The organism is Ruegeria sp. AF8, assembly GCF_056541825.1.
The window spans coordinates 179,384-203,026 of the sequence record NZ_JBQFYW010000003.1 but is presented as its reverse complement, the minus strand read 5'-3'; the positions used below and the strand labels follow the sequence as shown (position 1 = coordinate 203,026).

Here is a 23,643-nt window from a genome sequence, read left to right as displayed (position 1 = left end):
CGCCATGACGTCCGCCGTATCCCAAATCACGCTTGTGACCCCGCAAGACACTGCCGCGTTCGCCGCCCGTTTGGGAGCGATGCTGAGGCGCGGCGACTGTCTGTTGCTGGCGGGCAAGATCGGCAGCGGCAAGACCCATTTTGCCCGCAGCCTCATCCAATCGCTCCTAAGCGAGGCAGAAGATGTCCCGTCTCCGACTTTCACCCTTGTCCAAACCTATGACACGCCAAAGGGCGAAATCTGGCACTCGGATCTCTACCGGCTGACCGACGTGGACGAGTTGGAGGAATTGGGGTTGACTGACGCGTTCGACACCGCGATTTGCCTGATCGAATGGCCGGAAAAACTTGGCCCTCTCGAGCCCGCTGGCGCATTGAGTCTGCTGTTCGAAACGGACTTGGAACACGAAGATACCCGCCACCTTACGATCACCTGGTCTGATCCGAAATGGCGCCCGCTTTTGGAGACGCTCGAATGACAAACAGAACGGTTCTGGCCGAGGCACTGATCGCCCGGACTGAATGGGCCAACGCGACCCGTTCCCCGCTGGCCGGAGATGCCTCGAACCGCAGATACGAACGCCTGACCGACCCCGGCACCGGTCGCACCGCCGTTCTGATGGACGCTCCGCCCGACAAGGGCGAAGACGTCCGGCCCTTTGTCGCAATTGCCAACCACCTGTTATCCGTGGGGTTGAGCGCCCCGGAAATCCTGGCCGAGGATGCCGAACACGGCTTTCTTCTGCTTGAGGATCTGGGCGACGATCTGTTCGCCCGCGTTCTTGAACGGCAGCCGGACATGGAACCAATGCTGTACGAGGCGGCAACGGATGTTCTCATCCAACTGCACGAGGCCCCGCTGCCGCCGCTCGACAGCTATGACCCGACCATGATGACCGAACTTGCGGCGCTGGCTTTCACCAAATACGCCTTTGCCATCAATTTGGAGGCGGACCAGCACATCTTGCAACGGTTCGAAAACTGGTTCTCGGAAATCCTGCTGCGCGAGACGCAAGGCCCCAAAGTTCTGATCCAAAGGGACTACCACGCCGAAAACCTGATCTGGCTGCCGGATCGCGAGGGTATACGGCGCGTTGGACTGCTGGACTTTCAATGCGCCATGCTGGGCCACCCGGCGTATGATCTGGTGTCGCTGCTGCAGGATGTCCGCCGCAAGGTTTCGGCGGGTGTCGAGATGAAGATGATCAATCATTATGTCGAGGCCACGAGCTCGAACGATCACGATTTTCGAACCGCCTACGCGGTGCTGGGCGCGCAACGGAATCTCAGGATTCTGGGCGTTTTTGCCCGATTGGCCACCGAATACGGCAAGCCGAGATATGTTGATCTCATTCCCGCCACATGGGCCCTGCTGATGCGTGATCTGGAAACCCCCGCGCTGGCGTCGGTTGCCGGTTTCCTGCGCGAGGCGCTGCCGCCTCCAACACCGGAAAACCTTGAAAAGCTGAGGGGCAAATGACTCGCATCCCGGATGCAGCCATGCTTTTTGCAGCCGGTTTCGGCACGCGGATGGGTGCGTTGACAAAGGACACGCCAAAGCCGCTAATCGAGGTGGCCGGCCGTCCGCTGGTGGATCATGCGCTCGATCTGACCCGGGCGGCAGGTCCGGCCCGTATCGTGGCCAACCTGCACTACCTGCCGGACCGGCTGGCCGCGCATCTGGAACCCAAGGGGGTCCTGCTGTCGCGAGAAGAGCCGGATATTCTGGATACCGGCGGCGGTCTACGGGCCGCATTGCCGTTGCTGGGGTCCGATCCGGTGTTCACGCTCAACACCGACGCGATCTGGTCCGGCCCGAACCCGCTTGAAATGCTGCGCTCTGCCTGGAATCCCGGCACCATGGACGCCCTTTTGATGTGCATTCCCGCGTCTCAGGCGCTTGGCCATTCAGGTGACGGAGATTTCACAGCCGACGAAGAGGGCCGCATCCGGCGTGGCCCCGGCCTGATCTATGGCGGCGCCCAGATCATCAAGACTGCTGATCTGATGCAGTTCAGGGAATCATCCTTTTCGCTCAACCTGTTATGGGACATGATGCAGCGCCAAGGCCGTCTTTACGCGCTACATTATCCGGGCCGATGGTGCGACGTCGGTCACCCGGCGGGCATTACTTTGGCCGAAGGGCTGCTGGCTGATGTTTGACGCCTGCCCGCGCCCGCGCGTTTTTGCCATCCCTCCCGGCGTGGACTTTCCAAGGGCGCTGGTTACCGGCCTGCTGGCCCGCACCGAACACCTGACCCCCGAGGCGCTGGCGCGGACGCAGGTGATCGTCAACACCCGCCGCATGGCCCGCCGCGTACGAGATCTGTTCGATGCGGGACCGGCCAGCCTGCTGCCACGCCTGTCGTTGGTCACCGATCTGGGCGAAAGCGCCGATCTGGCCCGCCTGCCACCGGCCATCCCGCCATTGCGCCGGCGGCTGGAGCTGACGCAGCTGATCGGAAAGCTGCTGGACCGGCAACCGGATCTGGCCGCCCGGGCCACGCTCTATGATCTGGCCGACAGCCTTGCCACTCTGGTCGACGAGATGCAGGGCGAAGGCGTTTCCCCCAAGGCGATCCGGCAGCTTGATGTCAGCGACATGTCCGGCCACTGGGCACGGGCACAGGCCTTTATCGGCATCGCGGACCGGTTCATCTCAACCGGTGACGAGGCGCTGGACGTTCAGGCGCGGCAACGCCGGGTCGTCGAAAACCTGATCGAACATTGGCAGACCGACCCGCCGCATCACCCGGTGATCCTGGCGGGTTCGACCGGCTCGCGCGGGACCACGCTGTTGCTGATGGAAGCGGTGGCCCGCCTGCCCCAAGGTGCGCTGATCCTGCCGGGTTTCGATTTCGATCAGCCCGATTACGTCTGGTTCGGCCTCGACGACGCATTGCTGTCCGAAGACCACCCGCAATTCCGGTTCCGCAAACTGATGCTCGGGCTTGGGGTCGAGCCGCACCAGATCGTCCGTTGGACAGATGACGCACCTCCGTCGCCCGCCCGCAACCGGCTGGTGTCCCTGGCCCTGCGTCCGGCCCCGGTGACGGATGCCTGGATGACCGAAGGCCCCGCACTTGCCGATCTGGCCCCCGCAACCGAAGATGTGACGCTAGTCGAGGCGCAATCGCCCCGCGCCGAAGCGCTCGCCATCGCCATGCGCCTGCGGCAGGCGGCGGAAACCGGCCAGACCGCCGCGCTGATCACCCCTGATCGGATGCTGACCCGGCAGGTCAGCGCCGCGCTGGACCGCTGGAATATCCTGCCAGATGACAGCGCCGGTCTGCCGCTGCAACTCTCGCCGCCGGGCCGGTTCCTGCGCCATGTGGCGGGCCTGTTCGTCAAACGGCTGGATGGCGAGGCGCTGCTGACGCTGCTGAAACATCCGCTGTGTCACGATGGCGGTGAGCGCGGCACGCATCTGCTGCACACTCGCGATCTGGAACTGGACCTGCGCCGCAACGGCCCGCCCTTTCCCGACAGCGCAAGCCTGACTGGCTTTGCCATCCGAAAGGAGGCACCCGAGAACTGGATGCGCTGGCTGACCACGCATTTCTGCGGCCAGCAGGTGGCAGGCGAACTGCCTCTCGCCGGTTGGGTCCGGCGTTTGCGCGATCTGGCGCAGGCGATCTCGGCGGGCAGCGCGGGCGAAACCGGCACCCTCTGGGACAAGAACGCAGGCCAAAAGGCGCTGGCGGTGATCACCGCGCTTGAGGATGAGGCCGCGCATGGCGGCGCCATGACCGCCCGCGACTTTGCCGATCTGCTGGGCGCGTTATTGGCGGGCGAAGAGGTGCGCGACCGCGACGCACCGCATCCCCGCATCATGATATGGGGCACGCTCGAGGCGCGGGTACAGGGCGCGGACCTGCTGATCCTGGGTGGTTTGAACGAAGGCAGCTGGCCCGAGGCCGCCGCGCCCGATCCCTGGCTGAACCGGCAGATGCGCGACAAGGCCGGGCTGTTGCTGCCTGAACGTCGTATCGGCCTGTCGGCGCATGATTTCCAGCAGGCCATCGGGGCTCCGCAGGTCTGGCTGACCCGCGCCACCCGCTCGGATGATTCCGAAACCGTACCGTCACGCTGGCTGAACCGCCTGACCAATCTGTTGCAGGGCCTGCCTGGTGCAGGTGGACCCGAGGTTCTGGCGCAGATGCGGGCGCGAGGGCGGCAATGGCTCGATTGGGCCGAAACGCTGGAAGACGCACCCCGACTTAAACCGGCTCAGCGTCCCTCGCCCCGGCCACCGGTCCCGGCGCGGCCCCGGCAATTGTCGGTGACCGAGATCAAGAAGCTGATCCGCGATCCCTATGCGATCTATGCCAGGCACGTGCTGGGCCTGCGGCCGCTCGACCCGCTGGTGCAGGCCCCGGATGCGTTGCTGCGAGGGATCGTGATCCATGAAATCCTCGAGAAATTCGTCGAGGACAGCGTACTGGACGGCGCGCTTCTGACCCGCGAGGCATTCCTGAAACGCGCCTCTGCGCTGCTTGACAAACACGTCGCCTGGCCCACCGCGCGCAAGCTGTGGCTGGCGCGGCTGGAACGGATCACCGATGCCTTTCTGGCCGCCGAAGCCGCGCGTCGCAACGATGGCGGGCCGATTGCCTTTGAGGCCAGGATGAAAATGCGTCTGGACCCGCTGGATTTCACGCTTGTCGGCCGCGCCGACCGGATCGACCAGACAACACGGGGATCACTGCGGCTTTATGACTACAAAACCGGCGCGCCGCCCTCTGCGGCGCAGCAGGCCAAGTTCGACAAGCAGCTTCTGATCGAGGCCGCGCTCGCCGAGGAAGGCGGGTTCGAGGGGCTGGACCCGATGCCGGTGGCACAGGCGGTGTTTATCGGCATGGGCGGGACGTATAAAGAGGTTCCCGCACCCCTGGACAAGGAGCCTGCCGACAAGGTCTTGTCTGAGCTGAAACAACTTATTTCCGCCTATTCAGAGCCTGATCAGGGCTATTCCTCGCGCCGGATGCTGCATAAGGACACCGATATTGGCGATTACGATCACCTCGCACGCTTCGGTGAATGGGACCGCACCACAGCTCCCACCCCGGAGGAGCTGAAATGACCCCCCGCGATGAGGCCACCGAGCGTCAGGTCCAGGCGGCGCGGCCCGATGCCTCGACCTGGCTGGCAGCCAATGCGGGCTCGGGCAAGACGCGGGTATTGACCGATCGGGTGGCGCGGCTGTTGCTGAACGATGTGCAGCCGCAGCATATCCTGTGCCTGACCTACACCAAGGCAGCGGCCAGCGAGATGCAGAACCGGCTGTTCAGGCGGCTGGGCGAGTGGGCAATGCTGGACGATGCCCGGCTGCTGTCGCAGCTTACCGATCTGGGCGTCGAACGCGCGATCGATCCCGCCCGGCTGGCCCATGCGCGCACGTTGTTCGCGCGCGCCATCGAGACGCCCGGTGGTCTGAAGATCCAGACCATCCACTCGTTCTGCGCCTCTCTGCTGCGCCGCTTTCCGCTGGAGGCCGGGGTCAGCCCGCAATTTTCGGAAATGGAGGACCGGGCGGCAGCCCTGCTGCGCGCAGAAATCATCGAAGAGTTTGCCGACGGCCCCCAATCGCATTTGGTTGATGCGGTGGCGCGGTTCGTCACCGATACCGGGTTCGACAGGCTGTTGCAGGCAGTCGCACGGAACCGCGCCGGGTTTGCAGGGCCTTGCGACTGGGGCGACCTCCTGCGCCTGTTCGGCCTTCCGCAGGGCTGCAACGAGGAGAAGTTGCTAACCGAGGTTTTTAGCGGCGGCGAAGTCGGTCTCATGAAAGTCGCATGCCCAATTCTCAAGTCTCAGTCGAAAACTATGATTGAGCTAGCGGCAGATCTGGAAGGAATCAATTGGGAGGAACCAGAGCGGCACGACCTGGAAACGCTCTATTCTCTGTTTCTGTACAGAAAGGAAAACAACTTCCGTCCCGAGGCCAAAACTGGGTCCGTGCCGACTAAAAAAGCTCAGGAAGCACTTGGCGTCCATCTTGCTCAATTTCATGAACTCATGGAACGCGTTGCGGCAGCGCGCGAGATGGAATTGGCACTGGTGGCAGCGCAGAAATCACTGGCCCTGCACCGCTTTGCCGCCGTCTTTCTGCCCGAATACGAGCGGCGCAAACAGTTGCGTGGCTGGCTCGATTTCGACGACCTGATCCTGAAGGCACGGCAGCTTTTGAACGACCCGGCGGTGGCAACCTGGGTACTCTATCGCCTTGATGGCGGTATCGACCATATCCTTGTGGACGAGGCGCAGGATACCAGCCCGGAACAATGGGACGTGGTCGAGAAACTGGCGCAGGAATTCACCAGCGGAGAGGGCGCGCGCTCGGGTGTGGAGCGCACGATTTTCGTGGTCGGGGACAAGAAGCAGTCGATCTATTCCTTTCAGGGCGCCGACCCCGAAGCCTTCGACCGGATGCAGCGCGAGTTTGGGCGGAAACTGACGGAATCAGGCTCTAACCTTGAAGACTTGACGCTTGAATTCTCGTTCCGTTCGTCAACTGCGATCCTGCAACTGGTGGATCTGGTGTTCGAAAATCGGTCTGACGCCGGGTTCCAGAAAGACGCGCTGCACCGGGCTTTCAAAGCGGATTTGCCGGGGCGGGTCGACCTATGGCCGGTGGTCGAGAAGGTCGAGGATGAAGAGGATGGCGACTGGACCGATCCGGTCGACAGGACCGGCGCGCGGCATCACACTGTCATACTGGCGGAACGGATTGCCAGGTCGATCAAGGAAATGATCGACGACGGCGCAATGATCCCCGACGACGGCGGGACCCCCGGTACTATTGCCCGTCGCAAGGTGCGACCGGGTGACTTCCTGATCCTGGTGCAGCGCCGCTCCGATCTTTTTGCCGAAATCATCCGGGCCTGCAAATCTGCCGACCTGCCGATTGCCGGGGCGGACCGGCTGAAAGTGGGCGCAGAACTGGCGGTCAAGGACCTTGCCGCGCTTCTGAGCTTTCTCGCCACGCCAGAAGACAGCCTGTCGTTGGCCACCGTGCTGAAATCGCCACTGTTGGACTGGAGCGAACAGCAACTCTTCGATCTGGCGCACCGACGGGAGGAACAATACCTGTGGGCCGCGCTGCGCAGGCGCGAGGTTGAATTCCCCGAAACACTGGCCATCCTGAACGATTTACGCGGCCAGACCGATTTTCTGCGCCCCTATGACCTGATCGAACGCATCCTGACGCGCCATGGCGGGCGGCGGAAGCTGTTGGGAAGACTGGGACCCGAGGCCGAGGACGGCATCAATGCGCTGTTGTCGCAGGCTCTGGCTTATGAACGGACCGATATTCCAAGCCTGACGGGTTTCCTCGTCTGGATGCAGACCGACGATCTGGAGATCAAGCGTCAGATGAGCGGGGTAGGTGACATGATCCGGGTGATGACGGTGCATGGCTCGAAAGGGCTGGAGGCGCCGATCGTGATCCTGCCGGACACCGGCGCGCGCCGGGCACCCACGGATGACGAGGTGATGCAGGCCGAGGGCGTACCGGTCTGGCGCGTGCCGCGTGACACCTCGCCAAAGATCATTTCACAGGCACGTGAACAGGCGCAGACCAGGCAGATGGCCGAGCGGATGCGGCTGTTGTATGTGGCTCTAACAAGGGCCGAAAAGTGGTTGATCGTCGCTGCGGCGGGCGAGGTCGGCAAGGATGGAACAAGCTGGTATCACTTGGTCGAGGCGGCGATGGAACGGGCCGGGGCCACGGCGCTTGCCGGTTCGGGAATCCGTCGGCTGTCGCATGGTGACTGGGACGGGTTGCCGGTCGCGGAGCGTGCGGGCGCGGCGGTGGGCACTGGAATGCCGCTGCCGGATCTGTTCCGGCGCCCGGCGCCGCCGTTTGAGACCGCTCGAGAAACTCTCAGCCCGTCGGATCTGGGAGGGGCCAAGGCGCTGCCGGGTGATCTGGGGCTGGACGAAGAGGCAGCAAAGCTACGGGGGACACGGATTCACCTGCTGTTGGAGCATTTGCCGGGAATCGATTCCGGCCTGCGGGCCGGGCTATGCGCCCGTTTGCTTCCGGATATGCAGGCGGCGGAGCGCGATGAGCTCAGGGCTGAGGCCGAGGCGGTGCTGGACGCACCGCATCTGGCACAGGTTTTCGCGCCGGATGCGCTGACCGAAATTCCGGTGAGCGCACAGCTATTTTCCCGCCGTGTTCACGGCGTGATCGACCGGCTGATCGTGGCCGGCACCGAAGTGCAGGCCATTGATTTCAAAACGAATGCGACGGTTCCCGACACCGCCGAAACCTGCCCAGAGGGCCTGTTGCGGCAGATGGGGGCCTATGCCCGGGCACTGGCGCAGATCTATCCTGATCGCGAAATCCGCACCGCAATCCTGTGGACCCGTACCGCGCATCTGATGTGGCTGCCCCACGATCTTGTGACTGATGCACTTGAGCGCACCCAGATATCTTGACCTCCCATAGTGGCGGACCTACTTTCATCCCCCAAGCGCATTCCATTCAGGAGACAGAATATGTCCACCGTAGCCGTCACTGACGAAACCTTCGACGCCGAGGTCAAGAACTCGGACATCCCCGTTGTGGTGGATTTCTGGGCCGAGTGGTGTGGTCCGTGCAAACAGATCGGCCCCGCCCTGGAAGAGCTGGCCGCCGAATATGGCGGCAAGATCAAAATCGCCAAGGTCGACGTCGACAGCAACCCGAATTCGGCTGCCGCCTTGGGTGTTCGGGGCATTCCGGCGCTGTTCATTTTCAAGGACGGTCAGGTCGTGTCGAACCGGGCTGGTGCTGCGCCGAAAGCGGCGCTGCAAAGCTGGATCAACGATTCGATCTGAGGCGGGCCAAAACCCGGAATTCAGGAAGCGCCCGGACGGGCGCTTCTTTTTTTGTGCGAATTGTACCGGGGTTTCAGGGGGCATTGTCCGAATTGTACAATCCATTTGCGGGTTTTCGCACCGCGCCAACCATCCGAAATCTCGTGCTATACTCGGTTTCATCATGGCAACGCATGACAACAGACGTTGGTGGATTCTGGGCGCGATGGGTGCCATCCTCGGGGTGGTGCTGCTGGATGAAACCGTCATCGGCGTGGCGCTGCCAACCATCCAGGGCGACCTTGGGTTGTCAGCGCTGCATGCGCATTGGGTGGTCAATGTCTATCTGCTGATGCTTGCCGGACTGGCCGCCGCCGCCGGGAAAATCGGAGACATCATCGGGGCGCGGTTTCTGCTCAACGCGGGATTGCTGTTTTTCGGGGCGACTTCGATCCTTGCCGGGTTTGCCGAAAGCGGCAGCGCGCTGATCTTCGCGCGGGCAGCGCAGGGCGTTGCGGCAGCGATGATCTTTCCACTCTCGCTTGTTCTGGTCACGCATTCCTTTCCAAAAGAGGAACGTGGTGTTGCGTTGGGCCTGTATGGCACCATCGGTACCTGCTTCATGGCGCTGGGGCCGATGGTCGGCGGCCTGCTGACCGAGTATTTGTCGTGGCGTTGGATTTTCTGGATCAACCCGCCGATCGTATTGGCCGTGTTCGCAATCGTTTGGGCGTTCTGGCATGAACCGCCGCAAACGAAAGACACTCGCTTTGACCTGGTCGGGTCCCTGTTTTTGATTGCCGGGCTGGTCCTGCTGATCTTCGGAATCATGGAGGGGCCCGATCGCGGCTGGTCGCAGCCGGATACCCTGATCCCGCTTTGCCTTGGGGCGGTTCTGCTGATCCAGTTCGTGCGCCACGAAAGACGAGTGGCGTCCCCTCTGATTGCTGTTGAGCTGTTCGCAGACGCGAATTTTCTTGCCTCAAATCTGGTCATCTTCACGGCCCAGTTTGTGAAGATCGTAATGCTTGTCTTTGGGGCCATGTATTTCCAAACGGTTATGGGATTTTCACCATTCAAGGCCGGGATCGCCTTGTTGCCCGCAGTGGTGCCTCAGATCATCATTGCGACGGTTACGGGCAAAGTGGCGGACAAATACGGGTCCCGAATGCCGTCACTGGTTGGTGCGTCAGGCGCATCCATCGCCATGTCGGTTCTTGCCATCGGCCTTGCCCTGCAGGATTTCATCCTGATCATGTTTGGTTTGTTTTTCTGGGGCCTCGTCGTGACCTTTCTGTTCGTGCCGCCCCGGCGCGCGGTCCTGCTTTCGGTGCCGGAACACATGCATGGGCAGGTGAGCGGCATTACCATGACCTGCCAGCTGATGGGCGGAACAATTGGCATCGCGGCGTGCAGCACCGTCTATACATCTACAGGTTCGATAACGTCGGTGTTCATGGTGTCCGCCATGCTGGCCGCCGGCGTGTTCCTGTACGGGTTGATTGCGCTGGATCGCACGGCTCCGGCGACGGACGGGCCGGAACCCGGGTGAGAATGTGAATCTGGACCGATCAAGGCAAGAGTTCTGGACCCTTGTGGACGGCTGACGAACATGCATTGTGACCCGGAAACAGATGGCAGGAGCAGGCATGGCCAAGACACGGGTGCTGGTGGAATTCGGGATGGGCACATCGCTGAGGCGCGAGGATTATACCGAGGCGGCGAAACGGGCGCTGAAGGATGCGCTGTGGCGCAACTCGGTGAACATGGCCGAGTTGTTCGGCTTTCCGAAAGAGGCGATGATCATCGACGCCGAAATCGGCGTGCAGCAACCCGAGCAAGTGGATGTGGCGGTGCTGAAGGAGGTGTTTCCCTATGGCCAGCCCGGCATCACCGTGACAAAGGGCGGTCTGGACATCGACAAGCCACATGCGGACGGACGCACCGTGATCGCCAATGCCGCCATCGTCGTTTCCTTTGACATGGAGCCTGCGGCATGACCGAGAAACGCATCATTCTGGAAATGGGCACCGGCAACGATCTGTATGGGCAGGACTATACCAAGGCCGCACGCCGGGCGGTGCAGGACGCGCTGCACCATTCCTCGATCACGCTGTTTTCGAAACTGGGCGTCGGGCATTCCGAGATGCGGGTGCAGGTCACCATTGCGGTGCAGGAGCCGGACAAGGTGGATTGCGCACAGGTCGCAGCCGACCTGCCACGTGGCCAGGCCGAGGTGCGGGCCGTCAGGGGCGGGCTGAATGTCGAAGATGCCGAGACCGGGACATTCCATGTTGTCGCCACTGCAGCGATCGAGGCGTTCCTGCCGGACATGGCAGGGAAATATCGTCTGAGCTGATCGGCGCCACCTGGTCGCGGTGCTGCAAACAAGACCAAGATGTGCTGAAATAGGAAAGCTGCCCATGTCGGCGGGTTCGCCTTTGGGCTGGCATTTCAGGGAGGCACAGCGCATGGCGAACAGAATATCAGCGCACTACAGCGGTGGCGGTGGTCTGACCGACAGGATTGCCGACGGCTTGCGGCGGAACGGGCTGCAGCCGAATGAGTTGCAGCCGTCGGACCTCGAGTCCGTCGATGAGTTTCATTTTCGCGGCAGGGCGGCGACGCTGGAACTGATTGACCGCATGAACCTGACCGAAAACTCGAAGGTTCTGGATATCGGCTCGGGCCTTGGGGGCGTGTCGCGCACGATTGCCGAGGTGGTCGGCTGCCCGGTGGTCGGCGTTGATCTGACCCCGGAATTTTGCGAAGCGGCAACGGAAATGTCACGCTGGGTTGGCCTGTCGCACAAGACCGAGTTTCAGCAAGGAGACGCGTTGAACCTTGCGTTTGGTGATCACGAATTCGATGCGGCCGTCACCGTGCATGTCGCGATGAACATCGAAAACAAGATGCGGATGTACGAGGAAGCCCGCCGGGTTCTGTCCGCGGGCGGGACATTCGCGGTCTATGACATTCTGCAGGGCGAGGGTGGGGAAATGCTGTATCCGGCACCCTGGGCGCGAGAACCCTCGAGCAGCCATCCGGCGTCCCCGGACGAGATGGAGGCCCTGCTTACAGGCGCCGGGTTTGAAATAGTGCGGGTCATCGATTCAACTGAGGAAAGCCTTGAATGGCTCGAGGCCAGAACCGCGCGATCCGGCGTGGCAAAACCCATTCCGGTCACGACAGAGCTTTTGTTCGGGCCGGAATTTCGGGACATGACGCGCAATCAGTTGCGCGGGCTGAAGGAGCGGCGGATGCTGACCGTCAGCTATATCTGCAAGGCGTGATCTGCACCGGAGGCATGCAGGTTTTGATCTGACGGATTGCCGAAATGAAAAAGCCGCCCGAAACCGAGCGGCCATTCTGCTTGTTCCGATCCTGGAATACGGGTCAGATCTGAGCGATCTGGCCGCGGGTCAGCCCGATGTCGTTCAACTGCGCGTCGGTCAGTTTGGACAAAGCCTTGCGGGTCAGGCGGGCCTGATTCCATTCGACGAACGAAGTTTTGACGTTGGCGATTGCGTCCACTGCGTGAAGTATGGTGACTGCTCCGAGCGGCGCATGAATGTTGGCGGTGGTAGCCATTTTACGCGATCCTTTGTGTTGAAACAGCCGACACCCCGTCGGTTGTGAGCCTCATCTAGGAGGTTGGCCGGCGATTCACAAATGCCCGCTCGACAGCCCCGGAATGCAATTTGTGCATATCTTGCGAACCTCGCGCCATGACGGTTGCGCCCGATCTTTGCCCGGCCCATATACTGCGGTCAAAGGATACGGAGGCTTTCATGGCAGACAGTGACTTTCCCGGCTGGCACGGCACCACGATCATCGGCGTCAAGAAGGGCGGCGAAATCGTCGTTGCGGGGGATGGTCAGGTCAGCCTGGGGCAGACCGTGATCAAGGGCACCGCGCGCAAGGTGCGGCGGCTGAGCCCCGGCGGGTTCGAGATTGTCGCGGGCTTTGCCGGATCGACGGCGGATGCGTTCACGCTGCTGGAGCGGCTGGAGGCCAAGCTGGAGGCGACGCCGGGACAGCTGGCGCGGGCCTCGGTCGAGCTGGCCAAGGACTGGCGTACCGACAAGTACCTGCAAAAGCTCGAAGCGATGCTGATCGTCACCGATGGCAGTGATCTGTTGGTGATCACCGGGGCGGGGGACGTTCTGGAACCCGAGCATGACGTGGCCGCAATAGGGTCTGGGGGCAATTTCGCACTGGCGGCGGCGCGCGCGATGATGGACGGCGACAAGAGCGCCGAGCAGGTCGCGCGACAGGCAATGGCGATTGCCGCCGATATCTGCGTCTATACCAATGGAAATCTGACGGTCGAGACGATCTCGAAATAGGCGTTCAGACCAGCAGCGCCTTAACTTCCTTGCTGTTCCATCGCCGGTACATGCCAATCAGGCCCAGCATCGCGGCGATGACGACGATGTAGTAGGGCAGGCGGATGTCGACGCTCATCAATCCGCCGCCGATCAGCGACATGACACCACCGGCCAGACAGAACACAGCCGTTGTTACCCCCATGACCCAGCCCTGATCCGCCTCGCTGACGCTGGACGAAAAAATGCCCAGCACCGTGGGATAGGCGACGCCGAACAGGAAATAGAAGGCAAAGACCGGAACATAGGCCAGCGGCCCCGTTGGGCTGAAGGCAAATCCCAGACCTGAAAGCACCATGACGACCATGGATGTCCGCAAAATGGCGTGCTTGCTGAACCTCTGCTGCGCCGGTTTCACCAGGAACGTCGAGGAAAACGCCAGCGCCACGCCGATGACGACCATGGCAACGCTGCCGCCGATCACCCCATATCCAAAGGCGCTGGTCAGGAAATTGTCGACGAAAACGTAGAAGGTCACGTTGGCGATCATGAACAGCGAATAGACCGGCAGGATTTTCAGAACCGTCGGATGTTGCCGGACCGCAATCAGGCTGTCGGTGATGTCGCGGGGGCGGAACACAAACGGGGCGCGTTCCGTGCGGGTGTCCTTGAAGAACAACAAGACCAGAAAGATGGCGATCAGCACCAGTACGAATGCGCCGTAGAAAGGGGTCTTGAAGGTGGCGACGCTGCCCAGCAGCGCCTTGTCGGACAGGATGGCGCCGATGATCGGGCCGCCGACAAGGCCAAAGCTGACCCCGGTCACGATATAGCCCATGTTGCGATCGCGGTCGGCGGCGTCGGTGCTGCCGTCGATCATGGCCGCCTGCGCGATTGGCTGGTTTCCGGCAGTGAAACCGGTGACGCTGCGGCCGATGATCAGGAGCAGCAGGCTGTTGAGATAGAGCGACAGGATCGTCAGCACATAGCCCAACAGCGCGCCGCCGAGGCAGATCAGCAGCGCATTCTTGCGCCCGATGGAATCGGACACCTTGGAGACGTAGACCACCCCCAGAAACCACGCGAGAAAGAAGCACCCGATGACAAGGCCGTAATAGAAATGGCGGCGGCCGGTGCCGGTTGCGTCAGGCAAAAAACCCGATGCAGGTTCCATGATCAGCGAGTTGATGATCGGGAAGACAAGCCCCTGTCCGATGAGATCGACAAATACAACAAACAGTAAAGTAATCTTGGCAATGGTGGACATGCTGCCCCTCCGGCTTCAAAATCTGGCCGCCAGTTTAGCAGCACGGGTTCGTTTCACCTAGCGGCGGGGCCAGCGGGCGCCGGTGGCGGTGGATGGCGGGCTTGCCTGAGGTGTTTAAATGAATCCGGATATATGATTGATGTCCTGCGTTGGCCCACGCCGCAGTGCCGTTTCTTCGGCAGGGACCGTCCTAGCCGAAAGCGACGACGTTCTGTCTCTGTGCGCCCAGCCCTTCAATGCCGAGTTCGATGACGTCACCGGGTTGCAGGTAGACCTGCGGTTTCTGTCCCATGCCCACGCCCGGTGGAGTCCCCGTGCTAATGACGTCACCGGGCTGCAGGCTCATGAATTGCGAGACGTGCGAGATCAGTTCCGCCACACCGAAGATCATGGTGGCGCTGGAACCCTTCTGGTATTGATGCCCATTGACCTTGAGCCACATCGGCAATGCCTGCGGGTTCGGAACCTCATCGCCTGTCACAAGCCAGGGGCCAATCGGTCCGAACGTGTCGGCGCTTTTGCCTTTGGCCCACTGACCGCCGCGCTCAAACTGGAACTCACGTTCGGATAAATCGTTCACGATGCAGTAGCCGGCAACGAAGTGCAGCGCATCGTCAATGTCGACGTAACGCGCCTCGCGTCCGATCACCACGCCCAGTTCGACCTCCCAATCCGATTTTTTCGATCCTTTCGGGAGGATCACATCGTCATCGGGGCCGCAAATCGCAGAGGTCGCTTTCATGAACAGGATCGGCTCTTTGGGCAGCTCCATCCCGGCCTCTGCCGCGTGATCCGAATAGTTCAGGCCAATGCAGATGAACTTGCCGACCCCATCGACACACGGCCCGACGCGCTGATCCTGCGCGATTTCAGGCAGAGACGTCAGGTCGGTTTCGGTCAGACCGGACAGAAATGCAGGGTCCAGCGCGGCACCCCGCCAATCGCCGACCAGCGTGGATGCGTCCCGCCACCGGCCTTGCGCATCGACAAGTGCGGGCTTTTCCTGACCTGGTGCACCCACTCTGAGAAGTTTCATGATGTGTCTCCTGGATCGTCCATCCGTTTTCGAACATGTGTTCGGCGCCGATGGTGAATGCCTCGTAGTTCACTACGAACCTAGCCGCAAACCCCTGTCGCCTCCAGTTGCTGGCGCAACCACAGGCCGCCCAATGTGCAGGGTCAGATCGCATTGCAACGGATTTCGCGGGTAACACACTCAGTTACGACCGGCTTTGTCAGCCCGATCACAGCGGGCTTGGTCGTGCCCCAGGCAAACCGGTTGAGAGCCGCAATCATGGACGAGCCCACGGATGCGATGGTGATGATCGGCCCCTTTTTCCATCGCAAGGGCGAGAGCGCAAAAAACGAGGCCGGACCATGGCCCGGCCCCGCTGGGGCGTCGTAATGTGAGTGGTGGCGCCCTTAGTTGATCCTGGCCACGCCCAGCGGAACGCTGGCGACTTCGCACCAGATATAGACCTCGTTGAATTTCGACACGTCCCAGGTAGCTGGAACTGCATAGCGCTGTTTACCCTTGAGCTTGAGAAGCGCGCCCAGCTTGGTGTCGGGATCATATTTGCCGTCCTTGCCGAAGGCCACGCGCGGGTCGGGGCCGCCATCGAGCGAGAAGTCGCTGCCAAGCTCGACGAAATAGCGATCATCTTCCTTGATCAGCTTCACTGATCCGGATGTTTCGTGGTTCGAGCGGCCTTCGAATGTGCCTTTGGCTTCGGCGGCCAGTGTGGTGGTCGGGGCGGCGACTGTCAGTGCCACGCCGGATGCGGCAACGGCCATAAGCAGTGAGCGGCGATTCATCATTGGATACTGTCTCCCTTGGTTTTTACAGGCTGGTATTGCCTTGAGCGCAAATGGAGGTTCCGGCGGCGGATGTAAGAGGGGGTCACCAGCCGGTGAAAACCGGTGTTTTTCCGTGATCGGTTCGTGATCGCCTTGTGTTTTCCCGCCTCATGCTTAGGTTCCGGGACGCAACAACCGGATAGAGAGCAGATGACCGACCTGACCCCGCGCGAGATTGTCTCGGAGCTTGACCGTTTCATCATCGGACAGAAGGACGCCAAGCGCGCCGTGGCGGTGGCGCTGCGCAACCGCTGGCGGCGCAAGCAGTTGCCGGATGACCTGCGCGAGGAGGTCTATCCCAAAAACATTCTGATGATCGGTCCCACCGGCGTGGGCAAGACCGAGATCAGCCGCCGTCTGGCGAAACTGGCGCGTGCGCCGTTCATCAAGGTCGAAGCCACCAAGTTCACCGAAGTGGGGTATGTAGGCCGCGATGTGGAGCAGATCGTGCGCGATCTGGCCGACGCCGCCATCCTGCAGACCCGCGAATACATGCGCGAAGAGGTCAAGGCCAATGCGCACAACGCCGCCGAAGAGCGGGTGATCACCGCTATCGCGGGCGAGGACGCGCGCGAGGGCACCCGCGAGGTGTTCCGCAGGAAGCTGAAGTCCGGGGAGCTGGACGACACGGTGATCGAACTGGAAGTGGCCGACCATTCCAACCCGATGCCGATGTTCGACATCCCCGGCCAGCCGGGCGGCCAGATGGGGATGATGAATCTGGGCGATATCTTCGGCAAGGCGTTCGGCGGGCGCACGGTCAAGCGGCGGATGACGGTTGCCGAAAGCTATGAGGTGCTGATCGGGGAAGAGGCCGACAAGCTGCTGGATGACGAGGCGGTGACCCGCGCCGCGCTGGATGCGGTCGAGCAGAACGGCATCGTGTTCCTGGACGAGATCGACAAGGTCTGCGCCCGCGCCGAGGCGCGCGGTGGCGATGTCAGCCGCGAGGGCGTGCAGCGGGATCTGCTGCCGCTGATCGAAGGTACCACGGTTTCGACCAAGCACGGCCCGGTCAAGACCGACCATATCCTGTTCATCGCCTCCGGTGCGTTCCACATCGCCAAGCCCTCGGACCTGCTGCCGGAATTGCAGGGGCGCTTGCCGATCCGGGTCGAGCTGCGGGCGCTGACCGAAGAGGATTTCGTGCGCATCCTGACCGAGACCGATAACGCGCTGACCCTGCAATACGCCGCACTGATGGACACGGAGGAGGTGGAGGTGACCTTTACCCCCGACGGCATCGCGGCGCTGGCGCGGATCGCGGCGGAGGTCAACCAGAGCATCGAGAATATCGGCGCGCGGCGGCTTTACACGGTGATGGAGCGGGTGTTCGAGGAACTGTCCTTTACCGCGCCCGACAAGGCCGGTTCGCAGGTCACGGTGGATGCCGGGTTTGTTCAGCAGAACCTCGGCGAGCTGACGAAATCGGCCGATCTGAGCCGCTACGTTCTTTGATGCCGCGAAGAGGGGCGCTGCCCCTCTTGCCCTGCGTGCAATTCAACCCGGAGTATTCTGAAGCAGAAAGATGCGCGACCCGAGGCGGGGGCTGGACGCCGGATATTAATCGGGTAGCGTGGCGCGCGAGATTTCGGAGACTGAGTCCTGTGCGGTGGCTGGCGATTCTTCTGGTAGTTCTGACCCTGCCGGCCTGTTCGGACCGGACCGTGTCGGTCATAGCGCCGGATGCGGTGGAGATCGGGACGCCGCGCACTGTTTTCGCGGCCTCGACCCGAGCACGCGAAAGAAACGGAACCTATGGGTTTCGCAGAGCCGAGCGGCTGCAATATCTGGAAATGACGGTGACGGTCCCGCCGTCGCACAAGCCCGGGCAGTTAATTTATTCCTATGACGCGCCGGATGCGAGCACGCAATTCGTACTGGCGGGCCTTGAAGAGCTGAATTCGCCCGCCGAGTTGGGGCGGCGCATCCTTCAAAAGCAGAATGGACCCGGCAGGGATGTGACCATATTCGTGCACGGCTATAACGCCACCCAGACCGAAACCGCGTTTCGGGCGGCGCAACTGGCGGAAGATATCGGGATGCCCGGATCGCTGTTGATTTATTCCTGGCCCAGCCGGGCAAGCGCCTTTGGATATGCCTATGACATCGACAGCATGCTGTTTGCGCGCGACGGGCTGGAGGAGACCATTCGCCAGCTCGACGCGCAAGGCATCGACAAGATCGGGATCGTTGCGCATTCGATGGGGTCGGCATTGACGATGGAAATGATGCGGCAGGCGGAGCTGAAGGAGCCGGGATGGGCGGCGCGCACGCTTGACGGTGTTGTCCTGATCTCTCCGGATCTGGATGTGGACGTGTTCAAATCGCAGATGGACCGGATATCCAAGCCGCCCAAGCCATTTGTGGTGATGGTGTCCAAGAAGGACAAGGCCCTGAACATTTCGGCGCGTCTGCGCGGGACCAATGACAGCAAGCGGCTGGGCAATCTGGCTTCGGTCGATCAACTGGCGGACTATCCGGTCGACATCATCGACACGACCGCCTTTAGCGACGATGCCGAGTCGTCGCATTTCGTGGCGGCGACCTCTCCGGCGTTGATTTCGATCCTGAGTTCTGCGCGCAAGTTGAGCGATACGTTCCGGCCCGAGGAGGCCGCTATCGGGTTCCTGACCCCGGCAGGAAAACGGCGGAGGGGACAGGCGACCGAGATTGTCCTGGCCCCGGTGGATGAAGGCGGATGAAACGGTCGTCGCTGTCTGGCTATCTTGCCGACAATGCGCGGTGGCTGGCGGCGGGGGCCCTGCTGACCTTCCTGTCGAGTTTCGGCCAGACATTTTTCATTTCGATCTTCGCCGGCGAGATCCGGGCCGAATTCGGACTGAGCCACGGGCAATGGGGCGGGATCTATTCGCTGGGCACGATGGCGTCGGCAGCGGTTATGGTCTGGGCCGGGGCCCTGACGGATGTCCTCCGGGTGCGCGTTCTGGGCCCGGCGGTTCTGGCCGGGCTGGCGTTGGCGGCCGTGACGATGGCGCTGAACCCGGCGGCGGCCCTGTTGCCGGTGGTGATTTTCCTGCTGCGGTTTTTTGGGCAGGGAATGAGTATGCATATTTCGATGGTGGCCATGGCGCGCTGGTTCACCGCGACGCGGGGGCGGGCGCTGGCCGTCGCCACCTCGGGTTATGCGGTTGGCGAGGCGCTGCTGCCGCTGGTGTTCGTGGCACTGATGGCTTTGGTCGACTGGCGGCTTCTGTGGTTGGGCGCGGCAGCGGTGGCCCTGACGGGGGCGCCGCTGCTGGTGCGGCTGTTGAAACAGGAACGCACGCCGCAAAGCATGGCGGACACCTATTCCGCCACAGGGATGGAAGACCGCCACTGGACCCGGCGCGAGGCGCTGTTTCACCCGCTGTTCTGGTTTATGGTCCCGACGCTTTTGGCGCCTGGCGCCTTCGTCACCGCATTCTTTTTTCATCAGGTGCATCTGGCCGAGATCAAAGGGTGGTTGCATATCGAGCTGGTGGCGCTGTTTCCGTTCTTTACCGGCATGTCGCTGCTTGCGATGTTCGCGGCGGGCTGGGCGCTGGACAATTGGGGTACCGCCCGAATGATGCCGCTTTATCAGCTGCCGATGGCGCTGGCATTTCTGGTTCTGTCCTCGGCGCAGGGCATTGGCGGGGCTTTGCTGGGCCTGTTCTTTCTGGCGCTGACGGCGGGGGCAAACAGCAATCTGCCCAGCGCGTTCTGGGCCGAGTTCTATGGCACCCGCCATATCGGAGCGATCAAGGCGGTGGCGGCGGGCGTGATGGTGCTGGGTTCGGCCATCGGGCCGGGATTGACCGGGGCGCTGATCGATATCGGCGTCGGGCTTGAGACCCAGTTCGTTGGAATCGCCGCCTTTGTCGTCTTCGTCTGTGTCATGGCGTGGATCGGTATCCGCGACGCGGTGCGCGCGTTTTAGCGGGGGCGGCGCAGATAGACGTAATAGGCCCCGTCGCCGCCATGGCTGATATGCGCCGGTGTCACCTGCATGACCGCCTGCGCCAGCGGCGGCAGGTGCAGCCATTGGGGCACTTGATTGCGCAAAACGCCGCGCGGAGTGGGAATGGGGCCGGGTTCGTCACGGTCCTTGCCCTTGCCGGTGATCACCAGCACCAGCCGCTTGCCCGAAGCCTGCGCGCCAAGGATGAAGCGGATCAGCACCGGATGCGCGGTATCGACCCGCATGCCGTGAAGGTCGATGCGCCCCTCGGGCCGCAGCTTGCCGCGCTTCATCCGGGTGAATGCCTTGCGGTCCATCTGCAACGGCGTGGCGGCCAGATCCTCGGTGATCAGGGGTTTGAGGTTGTTCCGGTGCGGTTTCGGCTTGGCGAACTGTCCCAGATCAAATGGTTCCACCCGCGCCGGGAAAGGTTTCGAGGGCTTGGGCTTGGGCAAGGTCCGGGGGTGGACCGATTGCGGCAATTCGGGGTGCAGGCGCTCGGTCTGTTTGGCGACCTTGCGCCACAGCTCGATCTCTTCTGTCGTCAGTTTACGCCGGGTCATCAGAATTCGTCCGGCAACAGGGCATAGGCGCGCTGGATCGGCAACAGCACGACCATCCGGCCCGGGTCTTTCAGCGCACCGGCGGCCCTGCCGGCATCGTCACCGGTGCCAAAGAAGATATCCGCCCGCTGTGCACCCTTGATGGCCGAGCCGGTATCCTGCGCGATCATCAGGCGGCGCATCGGTTCCGTGCCGTCCTTTTCCAGCCAGACCGGAGAGCCCAGCGGCGTGAAGGCGGGATCGGCGGCAATCGTACGCAAGGCGGTCACCGACCGGTTCATCGCACCCAGCGGCCCGTGCTGCGGCGCGACACGGCTCAGCTTGCGGAAGAAGACATAAGAGGGGTTGTGATACAGCAGTTCGGCGCCTTCGACGGGGTTTTTTCTGACCCAGTTGCGGATCACCTGCGCGCTGACCTGATGAGCGGCAAATACGCCTCGGCGGACAAGCTCCATCCCGACCGAGCGGTATTCGTGCCCGTTGGCGCCGCCATAGCCAATCCGCAGCGAACCGCCGTCGGGCAGGCGGATACGGCCGGAACCCTGGATCTGCAGAAAGAACAGCTCGACCGGGTCATCGACCCAGGCAATTTCCAGCCCGCGCCCTTCAAGTACGCCGCCGGTCAAAAGCTCTCGCCGGCTGAGCCACGGAGAGGTTTCGCGCGCCTCGGGCGGCATTCGGTACACCGGATAGCGGAACCTGTCGGTTCGTTGCAGCGAGCCATCGAGTTCGGGTTCGAAATATCCCGTGAACAGCGCGTCCTTTCCATCCTCGATCAGGACCGGGCGGAAGAATAGCTCGAAGAACGAGCGCGCCGCGCTACCGTGATGAACCTGAGCCATCGCGCACAGGGTTTGCCAGTCGGGCGCGCCGAGATCGGCGCAAGTGTTCAGAAACACGGACAGGGCGGCGGCGTGGTCATCGCGAGCCCAGCCATCCAGTTCATCGAAGGACAGGACGGAATACGTCGCCTCGGCCCCGGCGCTGCCGGCGGCGGTCACGACGGCACCCGCAAGAGCAAGCGACCGCAGCCTGGCAATCATGCGCCCGTGGCGACCAGCATCCAGTTCGGATCGTCGCTGCCCATCACGCGGGCAAAGGTCCAGCTGTCTTTTTGCCGTTTGACGGTGTTCGGGCTGCCTTCGACGATATCGCCGCCGCGATCCCGTACGACCGAGGTCAGCTCACCCACGAAACGCATGGTGATCTCGGCGCGGTTGCTGTCCTTGTCGAAGCGCACTTCGGTGAGCGCGGTTTCGCGGACACCGATGAATTCGGCCTCGATGGTCAGGCCCTTGTCTTCGCGGTCGGCCACCACGGCGACGAAGGTGTCGAACACCTCTTCCGACAGGAACGGCTGAATCTCGTTGAGATTGCCGCGCTCGAATCCCATGACGATCAGTTCATAGGCGCCGCGCGCGCCCTGCACGAACTCGCTGACCGAGAATGACGGCTCCACCCGTTTCATTGCCGCCAGCGACTCGGCCTCGGGGCTGTCTTCGGGGACGTGATCAATGATGTCCTGATCCGGCCCGCCCTCGATCACTTCGAAGTCGCGGCGCGATTTGCCCGCAGGCTGGCGCGGCACGGGCGGTTTTTCAAACCCTTCCCGCGTGCCCAGAACACTCCGCAGGCGCAAGATCAGGAAAACGGCGATGCCGGCCAGCACCAAAAGCTGGATCAGGGGTGAGTTCATTTTGTCCTCTTTTCGGAACAGAGACTTTGTGCACAGGGCTTTGAACCACTATGTAGGTGACACTAGGCGGCAAGTCCACCACCCGCCAAGAGGGAAAGGACGTGACAAATGTATCTGTTTTTGGCCTTTTTGCTGGTGCCGATCATCGAAATTGCCTTGTTCATTCAGGTCGGTGGCCTGATCGGTCTGTGGCCGACCCTGGCGATCGTCGTGCTGACGGCGGTTCTGGGCACCTGGCTGGTGCGGACACAGGGCCTTATGGCGTTGGGCCAGGTGCAGCGCGCCTTTTCCGAGCTTGACGACCCGACCGAGCCTTTGGCCCATGGCGCGATGATCCTTTTTTCCGGCATGTTGCTGCTGACACCGGGATTCTTTACCGACGCGATAGGCTTTGCGCTGCTGATCCCGGCGGTGCGGGTGGCGGTGTTCCGTTATCTGCGATCCAAGGTCACGGTCACGCAGTTTTCCATGGGCCGCGACGCACAGTTTCACGCACGGCGCGGTCCGGCCGGTCAGGGCGACATCATCGATGGCGACTATCACGAAGTGAACCCGCGCCGCGAGCCGGAGAAGCCCTCGGGCTGGGTCGAAGGGCCAAACCGCCATTGAGGAACCGGGTCATAGTTGTTAAGCAGTGGCGAATTTCATTTCCGGAGTAGTTCCATGACCGAAAACACAGCCGCAGGTGATCAGGCGGCCCCGAAAACGCCGCAAGTCCAGATGCGCGTTCTGGGACAGTTCATTCGCGACATGTCGTTTGAAAACGTGATGGCGCAAAAAGGCATATCCGGCGACGTGCAACCCGAGATCCAGGTGCAGGTCAATCTGGATGCCAAGAAGCGTCAGGCAGACCATCAGTTCGAAGTGTCGATCAAGCTGAAGCTGACGTCCAAGGCCAAGGGCATGGATGACATCATGTTCCTGTTCGAGATCGACTATTGCGGGTTGTTCCACGTGGAAGGCGTGCCGGAAGACCAGATGCATCCGTTCCTGCTGATCGAATGCCCGCGTATGCTGTTCCCGTTCCTGCGCCGGATCGTCAGCGACGTGACCCGCGACGGCGGCTATCCGCCGGTAAACCTCGACAATATCGACTTTGTTCAGCTCTATCGCAACGAGCTGATGCGCCGTCAGGCCGAAGCGCAAAAGGCGAACGCCTGAATTAGGATTGCGCGCCTGGCCTGC

The 23,643-nt window shown here is 62.1% G+C and carries 23 protein-coding genes; 16 read left to right on the top strand and 7 right to left on the bottom strand.

The window, feature by feature from the left end:
- The first annotated feature begins 4 nt into the window (after positions 1–4).
- The 10 genes from tsaE to ACR0AO_RS08200 all read left to right on the top strand — a co-directional run bounded on the left by tsaE (position 5) and on the right by ACR0AO_RS08200 (position 12,097).
- Positions 5–478, top strand: coding sequence for a tRNA (adenosine(37)-N6)-threonylcarbamoyltransferase complex ATPase subunit type 1 TsaE (tsaE, locus tag ACR0AO_RS08245; protein ID WP_480602304.1), 474 nt, complete (start codon positions 5–7; stop codon positions 476–478).
- Entirely contained in the window at positions 475–1,479 is a 1,005-nt protein-coding gene (locus ACR0AO_RS08240; protein ID WP_480602301.1) for an aminoglycoside phosphotransferase family protein, read from the top strand. Before tsaE ends, ACR0AO_RS08240 begins: the two co-directional genes overlap by 4 nt.
- Positions 1,476–2,162, top strand: a complete 687-nt coding sequence (locus ACR0AO_RS08235) for a nucleotidyltransferase family protein (RefSeq protein ID WP_480602298.1) — start codon at positions 1,476–1,478, stop codon at positions 2,160–2,162. Before ACR0AO_RS08240 ends, ACR0AO_RS08235 begins: the two co-directional genes overlap by 4 nt.
- The gene (addB, locus tag ACR0AO_RS08230; protein WP_480602296.1) at positions 2,155–5,082 is read left to right on the top strand and encodes a double-strand break repair protein AddB; all 2,928 of its coding nucleotides are present in this window, start codon (positions 2,155–2,157) and stop codon (positions 5,080–5,082) included. The genes ACR0AO_RS08235 and addB overlap by 8 nt, the downstream gene beginning before the upstream one ends.
- Positions 5,079–8,444 carry a double-strand break repair helicase AddA gene (addA, locus tag ACR0AO_RS08225; RefSeq protein ID WP_480602293.1) on the top strand — a complete coding sequence of 1,122 codons (3,366 nt, stop codon included), beginning with the start codon at positions 5,079–5,081 and terminating at the stop codon, positions 8,442–8,444. The genes addB and addA overlap by 4 nt, the downstream gene beginning before the upstream one ends.
- Before the next feature lie 60 nt (positions 8,445–8,504).
- A complete protein-coding gene (trxA, locus tag ACR0AO_RS08220) occupies positions 8,505–8,825 on the top strand; it encodes a thioredoxin (RefSeq protein ID WP_480602291.1) in 321 nt (106 codons plus the stop codon).
- Between the two features lie 163 nt (positions 8,826–8,988).
- On the top strand, positions 8,989–10,356 hold the full coding sequence (locus ACR0AO_RS08215; protein WP_480602289.1) for an MFS transporter: 1,368 nt from the start codon (positions 8,989–8,991) through the stop codon (positions 10,354–10,356).
- Positions 10,357–10,453: 97 nt separating this feature from the next.
- Positions 10,454–10,804, top strand: coding sequence for a Lin0512 family protein (locus ACR0AO_RS08210; RefSeq protein ID WP_480602287.1), 351 nt, complete (start codon positions 10,454–10,456; stop codon positions 10,802–10,804).
- Positions 10,801–11,163, top strand: a complete 363-nt coding sequence (locus tag ACR0AO_RS08205; protein WP_480602282.1) for a Lin0512 family protein — start codon at positions 10,801–10,803, stop codon at positions 11,161–11,163. Before ACR0AO_RS08210 ends, ACR0AO_RS08205 begins: the two co-directional genes overlap by 4 nt.
- Before the next feature lie 112 nt (positions 11,164–11,275).
- Complete coding sequence (locus ACR0AO_RS08200; RefSeq protein ID WP_480602279.1) at positions 11,276–12,097, top strand: class I SAM-dependent methyltransferase; 822 nt, start codon at positions 11,276–11,278, stop codon at positions 12,095–12,097.
- A gap of 103 nt (positions 12,098–12,200) precedes the next feature.
- Here the strand turns inward: ACR0AO_RS08200 and ACR0AO_RS08195 are convergent, their stop codons facing one another.
- Positions 12,201–12,395, bottom strand: a complete 195-nt coding sequence (locus ACR0AO_RS08195) for a DUF1127 domain-containing protein (protein ID WP_480602277.1) — start codon at positions 12,393–12,395, stop codon at positions 12,201–12,203.
- 200 nt (positions 12,396–12,595) lie between these two features.
- Between ACR0AO_RS08195 and hslV the strand changes: the two genes are divergently transcribed.
- The gene (hslV, locus tag ACR0AO_RS08190) at positions 12,596–13,153 is read left to right on the top strand and encodes an ATP-dependent protease subunit HslV (RefSeq protein ID WP_480602274.1); all 558 of its coding nucleotides are present in this window, start codon (positions 12,596–12,598) and stop codon (positions 13,151–13,153) included.
- A 4-nt stretch (positions 13,154–13,157) separates the two neighbouring features.
- Here the strand turns inward: hslV and ACR0AO_RS08185 are convergent, their stop codons facing one another.
- The 3 genes from ACR0AO_RS08185 to ACR0AO_RS08175 all read right to left on the bottom strand — a co-directional run bounded on the left by ACR0AO_RS08185 (position 13,158) and on the right by ACR0AO_RS08175 (position 16,217).
- On the bottom strand, positions 13,158–14,399 hold the full coding sequence (locus ACR0AO_RS08185) for an MFS transporter (protein WP_480602272.1): 1,242 nt from the start codon (positions 14,397–14,399) through the stop codon (positions 13,158–13,160).
- Between the two features lie 190 nt (positions 14,400–14,589).
- Positions 14,590–15,435 (bottom strand): fumarylacetoacetate hydrolase family protein, encoded by an 846-nt coding sequence (locus tag ACR0AO_RS08180; RefSeq protein ID WP_480602270.1) that lies wholly within the window; start codon positions 15,433–15,435, stop codon positions 14,590–14,592.
- Positions 15,436–15,821: 386 nt separating this feature from the next.
- Entirely contained in the window at positions 15,822–16,217 is a 396-nt protein-coding gene (locus ACR0AO_RS08175) for a DM13 domain-containing protein (protein ID WP_480602268.1), read from the bottom strand.
- 189 nt (positions 16,218–16,406) lie between these two features.
- On the opposite strand from ACR0AO_RS08175, the gene hslU reads away from it, so the two are divergent.
- The 3 genes from hslU (at position 16,407) to ACR0AO_RS08160 (ending at position 20,178) form a co-directional block, all read left to right on the top strand.
- Positions 16,407–17,714, top strand: a complete 1,308-nt coding sequence (hslU, locus tag ACR0AO_RS08170) for an ATP-dependent protease ATPase subunit HslU (RefSeq protein ID WP_480602266.1) — start codon at positions 16,407–16,409, stop codon at positions 17,712–17,714.
- Between the two features lie 149 nt (positions 17,715–17,863).
- Positions 17,864–18,961, top strand: a complete 1,098-nt coding sequence (locus ACR0AO_RS08165; protein ID WP_480602264.1) for an alpha/beta hydrolase — start codon at positions 17,864–17,866, stop codon at positions 18,959–18,961.
- A complete protein-coding gene (locus tag ACR0AO_RS08160; protein WP_480602261.1) occupies positions 18,958–20,178 on the top strand; it encodes an MFS transporter in 1,221 nt (406 codons plus the stop codon). The genes ACR0AO_RS08165 and ACR0AO_RS08160 overlap by 4 nt, the downstream gene beginning before the upstream one ends.
- On the opposite strand, the gene ACR0AO_RS08155 is transcribed toward ACR0AO_RS08160, so the two are convergent.
- From ACR0AO_RS08155 to ACR0AO_RS08145, 3 genes are read right to left on the bottom strand one after another with little or no spacing between them, the layout of a single operon-like run.
- On the bottom strand, positions 20,175–20,762 hold the full coding sequence (locus tag ACR0AO_RS08155) for a Smr/MutS family protein (RefSeq protein ID WP_480602258.1): 588 nt from the start codon (positions 20,760–20,762) through the stop codon (positions 20,175–20,177). The two genes, ACR0AO_RS08160 and ACR0AO_RS08155, sit on opposite strands and share 4 nt — an antisense overlap.
- Positions 20,762–21,805 carry a murein transglycosylase A gene (gene mltA / locus ACR0AO_RS08150; protein WP_480602256.1) on the bottom strand — a complete coding sequence of 348 codons (1,044 nt, stop codon included), beginning with the start codon at positions 21,803–21,805 and terminating at the stop codon, positions 20,762–20,764. Before mltA ends, ACR0AO_RS08155 begins: the two co-directional genes overlap by 1 nt.
- Positions 21,802–22,458, bottom strand: a complete 657-nt coding sequence (locus ACR0AO_RS08145) for a Tim44/TimA family putative adaptor protein (RefSeq protein WP_480602254.1) — start codon at positions 22,456–22,458, stop codon at positions 21,802–21,804. The genes mltA and ACR0AO_RS08145 overlap by 4 nt, the downstream gene beginning before the upstream one ends.
- A gap of 108 nt (positions 22,459–22,566) precedes the next feature.
- Between ACR0AO_RS08145 and ACR0AO_RS08140 the strand changes: the two genes are divergently transcribed.
- Together ACR0AO_RS08140 and secB are read left to right on the top strand one after the other, a co-directional pair.
- Entirely contained in the window at positions 22,567–23,067 is a 501-nt protein-coding gene (locus ACR0AO_RS08140; RefSeq protein WP_480602252.1) for an FxsA family protein, read from the top strand.
- A gap of 54 nt (positions 23,068–23,121) precedes the next feature.
- Positions 23,122–23,619 (top strand): protein-export chaperone SecB, encoded by a 498-nt coding sequence (secB, locus tag ACR0AO_RS08135; RefSeq protein WP_480602249.1) that lies wholly within the window; start codon positions 23,122–23,124, stop codon positions 23,617–23,619.
- The last annotated feature ends 24 nt before the right edge of the window (positions 23,620–23,643 follow it).

Bases quoted from the DNA above. Each gene is read 5' to 3' on its own strand.
- tsaE (WP_480602304.1), top strand. From the start codon at position 5: ATGACGTCCGCCGTATCCCAAATCACGCTTGTGACCCCGCAAGACACT.
- ACR0AO_RS08240 (WP_480602301.1), top strand. From the start codon at position 475: ATGACAAACAGAACGGTTCTGGCCGAGGCACTGATCGCCCGGACTGAA.
- ACR0AO_RS08235 (WP_480602298.1), top strand. From the start codon at position 1,476: ATGACTCGCATCCCGGATGCAGCCATGCTTTTTGCAGCCGGTTTCGGC.
- addB (WP_480602296.1), top strand. From the start codon at position 2,155: ATGTTTGACGCCTGCCCGCGCCCGCGCGTTTTTGCCATCCCTCCCGGC.
- addA (WP_480602293.1), top strand. From the start codon at position 5,079: ATGACCCCCCGCGATGAGGCCACCGAGCGTCAGGTCCAGGCGGCGCGG.
- trxA (WP_480602291.1), top strand. From the start codon at position 8,505: ATGTCCACCGTAGCCGTCACTGACGAAACCTTCGACGCCGAGGTCAAG.
- ACR0AO_RS08215 (WP_480602289.1), top strand. From the start codon at position 8,989: ATGGCAACGCATGACAACAGACGTTGGTGGATTCTGGGCGCGATGGGT.
- ACR0AO_RS08210 (WP_480602287.1), top strand. From the start codon at position 10,454: ATGGCCAAGACACGGGTGCTGGTGGAATTCGGGATGGGCACATCGCTG.
- ACR0AO_RS08205 (WP_480602282.1), top strand. From the start codon at position 10,801: ATGACCGAGAAACGCATCATTCTGGAAATGGGCACCGGCAACGATCTG.
- ACR0AO_RS08200 (WP_480602279.1), top strand. From the start codon at position 11,276: ATGGCGAACAGAATATCAGCGCACTACAGCGGTGGCGGTGGTCTGACC.
- ACR0AO_RS08195 (WP_480602277.1), bottom strand. From the start codon at position 12,395: ATGGCTACCACCGCCAACATTCATGCGCCGCTCGGAGCAGTCACCATA.
- hslV (WP_480602274.1), top strand. From the start codon at position 12,596: ATGGCAGACAGTGACTTTCCCGGCTGGCACGGCACCACGATCATCGGC.
- ACR0AO_RS08185 (WP_480602272.1), bottom strand. From the start codon at position 14,399: ATGTCCACCATTGCCAAGATTACTTTACTGTTTGTTGTATTTGTCGAT.
- ACR0AO_RS08180 (WP_480602270.1), bottom strand. From the start codon at position 15,435: ATGAAACTTCTCAGAGTGGGTGCACCAGGTCAGGAAAAGCCCGCACTT.
- ACR0AO_RS08175 (WP_480602268.1), bottom strand. From the start codon at position 16,217: ATGATGAATCGCCGCTCACTGCTTATGGCCGTTGCCGCATCCGGCGTG.
- hslU (WP_480602266.1), top strand. From the start codon at position 16,407: ATGACCGACCTGACCCCGCGCGAGATTGTCTCGGAGCTTGACCGTTTC.
- ACR0AO_RS08160 (WP_480602261.1), top strand. From the start codon at position 18,958: ATGAAACGGTCGTCGCTGTCTGGCTATCTTGCCGACAATGCGCGGTGG.
- ACR0AO_RS08155 (WP_480602258.1), bottom strand. From the start codon at position 20,762: ATGACCCGGCGTAAACTGACGACAGAAGAGATCGAGCTGTGGCGCAAG.
- mltA (WP_480602256.1), bottom strand. From the start codon at position 21,805: ATGATTGCCAGGCTGCGGTCGCTTGCTCTTGCGGGTGCCGTCGTGACC.
- ACR0AO_RS08145 (WP_480602254.1), bottom strand. From the start codon at position 22,458: ATGAACTCACCCCTGATCCAGCTTTTGGTGCTGGCCGGCATCGCCGTT.
- ACR0AO_RS08140 (WP_480602252.1), top strand. From the start codon at position 22,567: ATGTATCTGTTTTTGGCCTTTTTGCTGGTGCCGATCATCGAAATTGCC.
- secB (WP_480602249.1), top strand. From the start codon at position 23,122: ATGACCGAAAACACAGCCGCAGGTGATCAGGCGGCCCCGAAAACGCCG.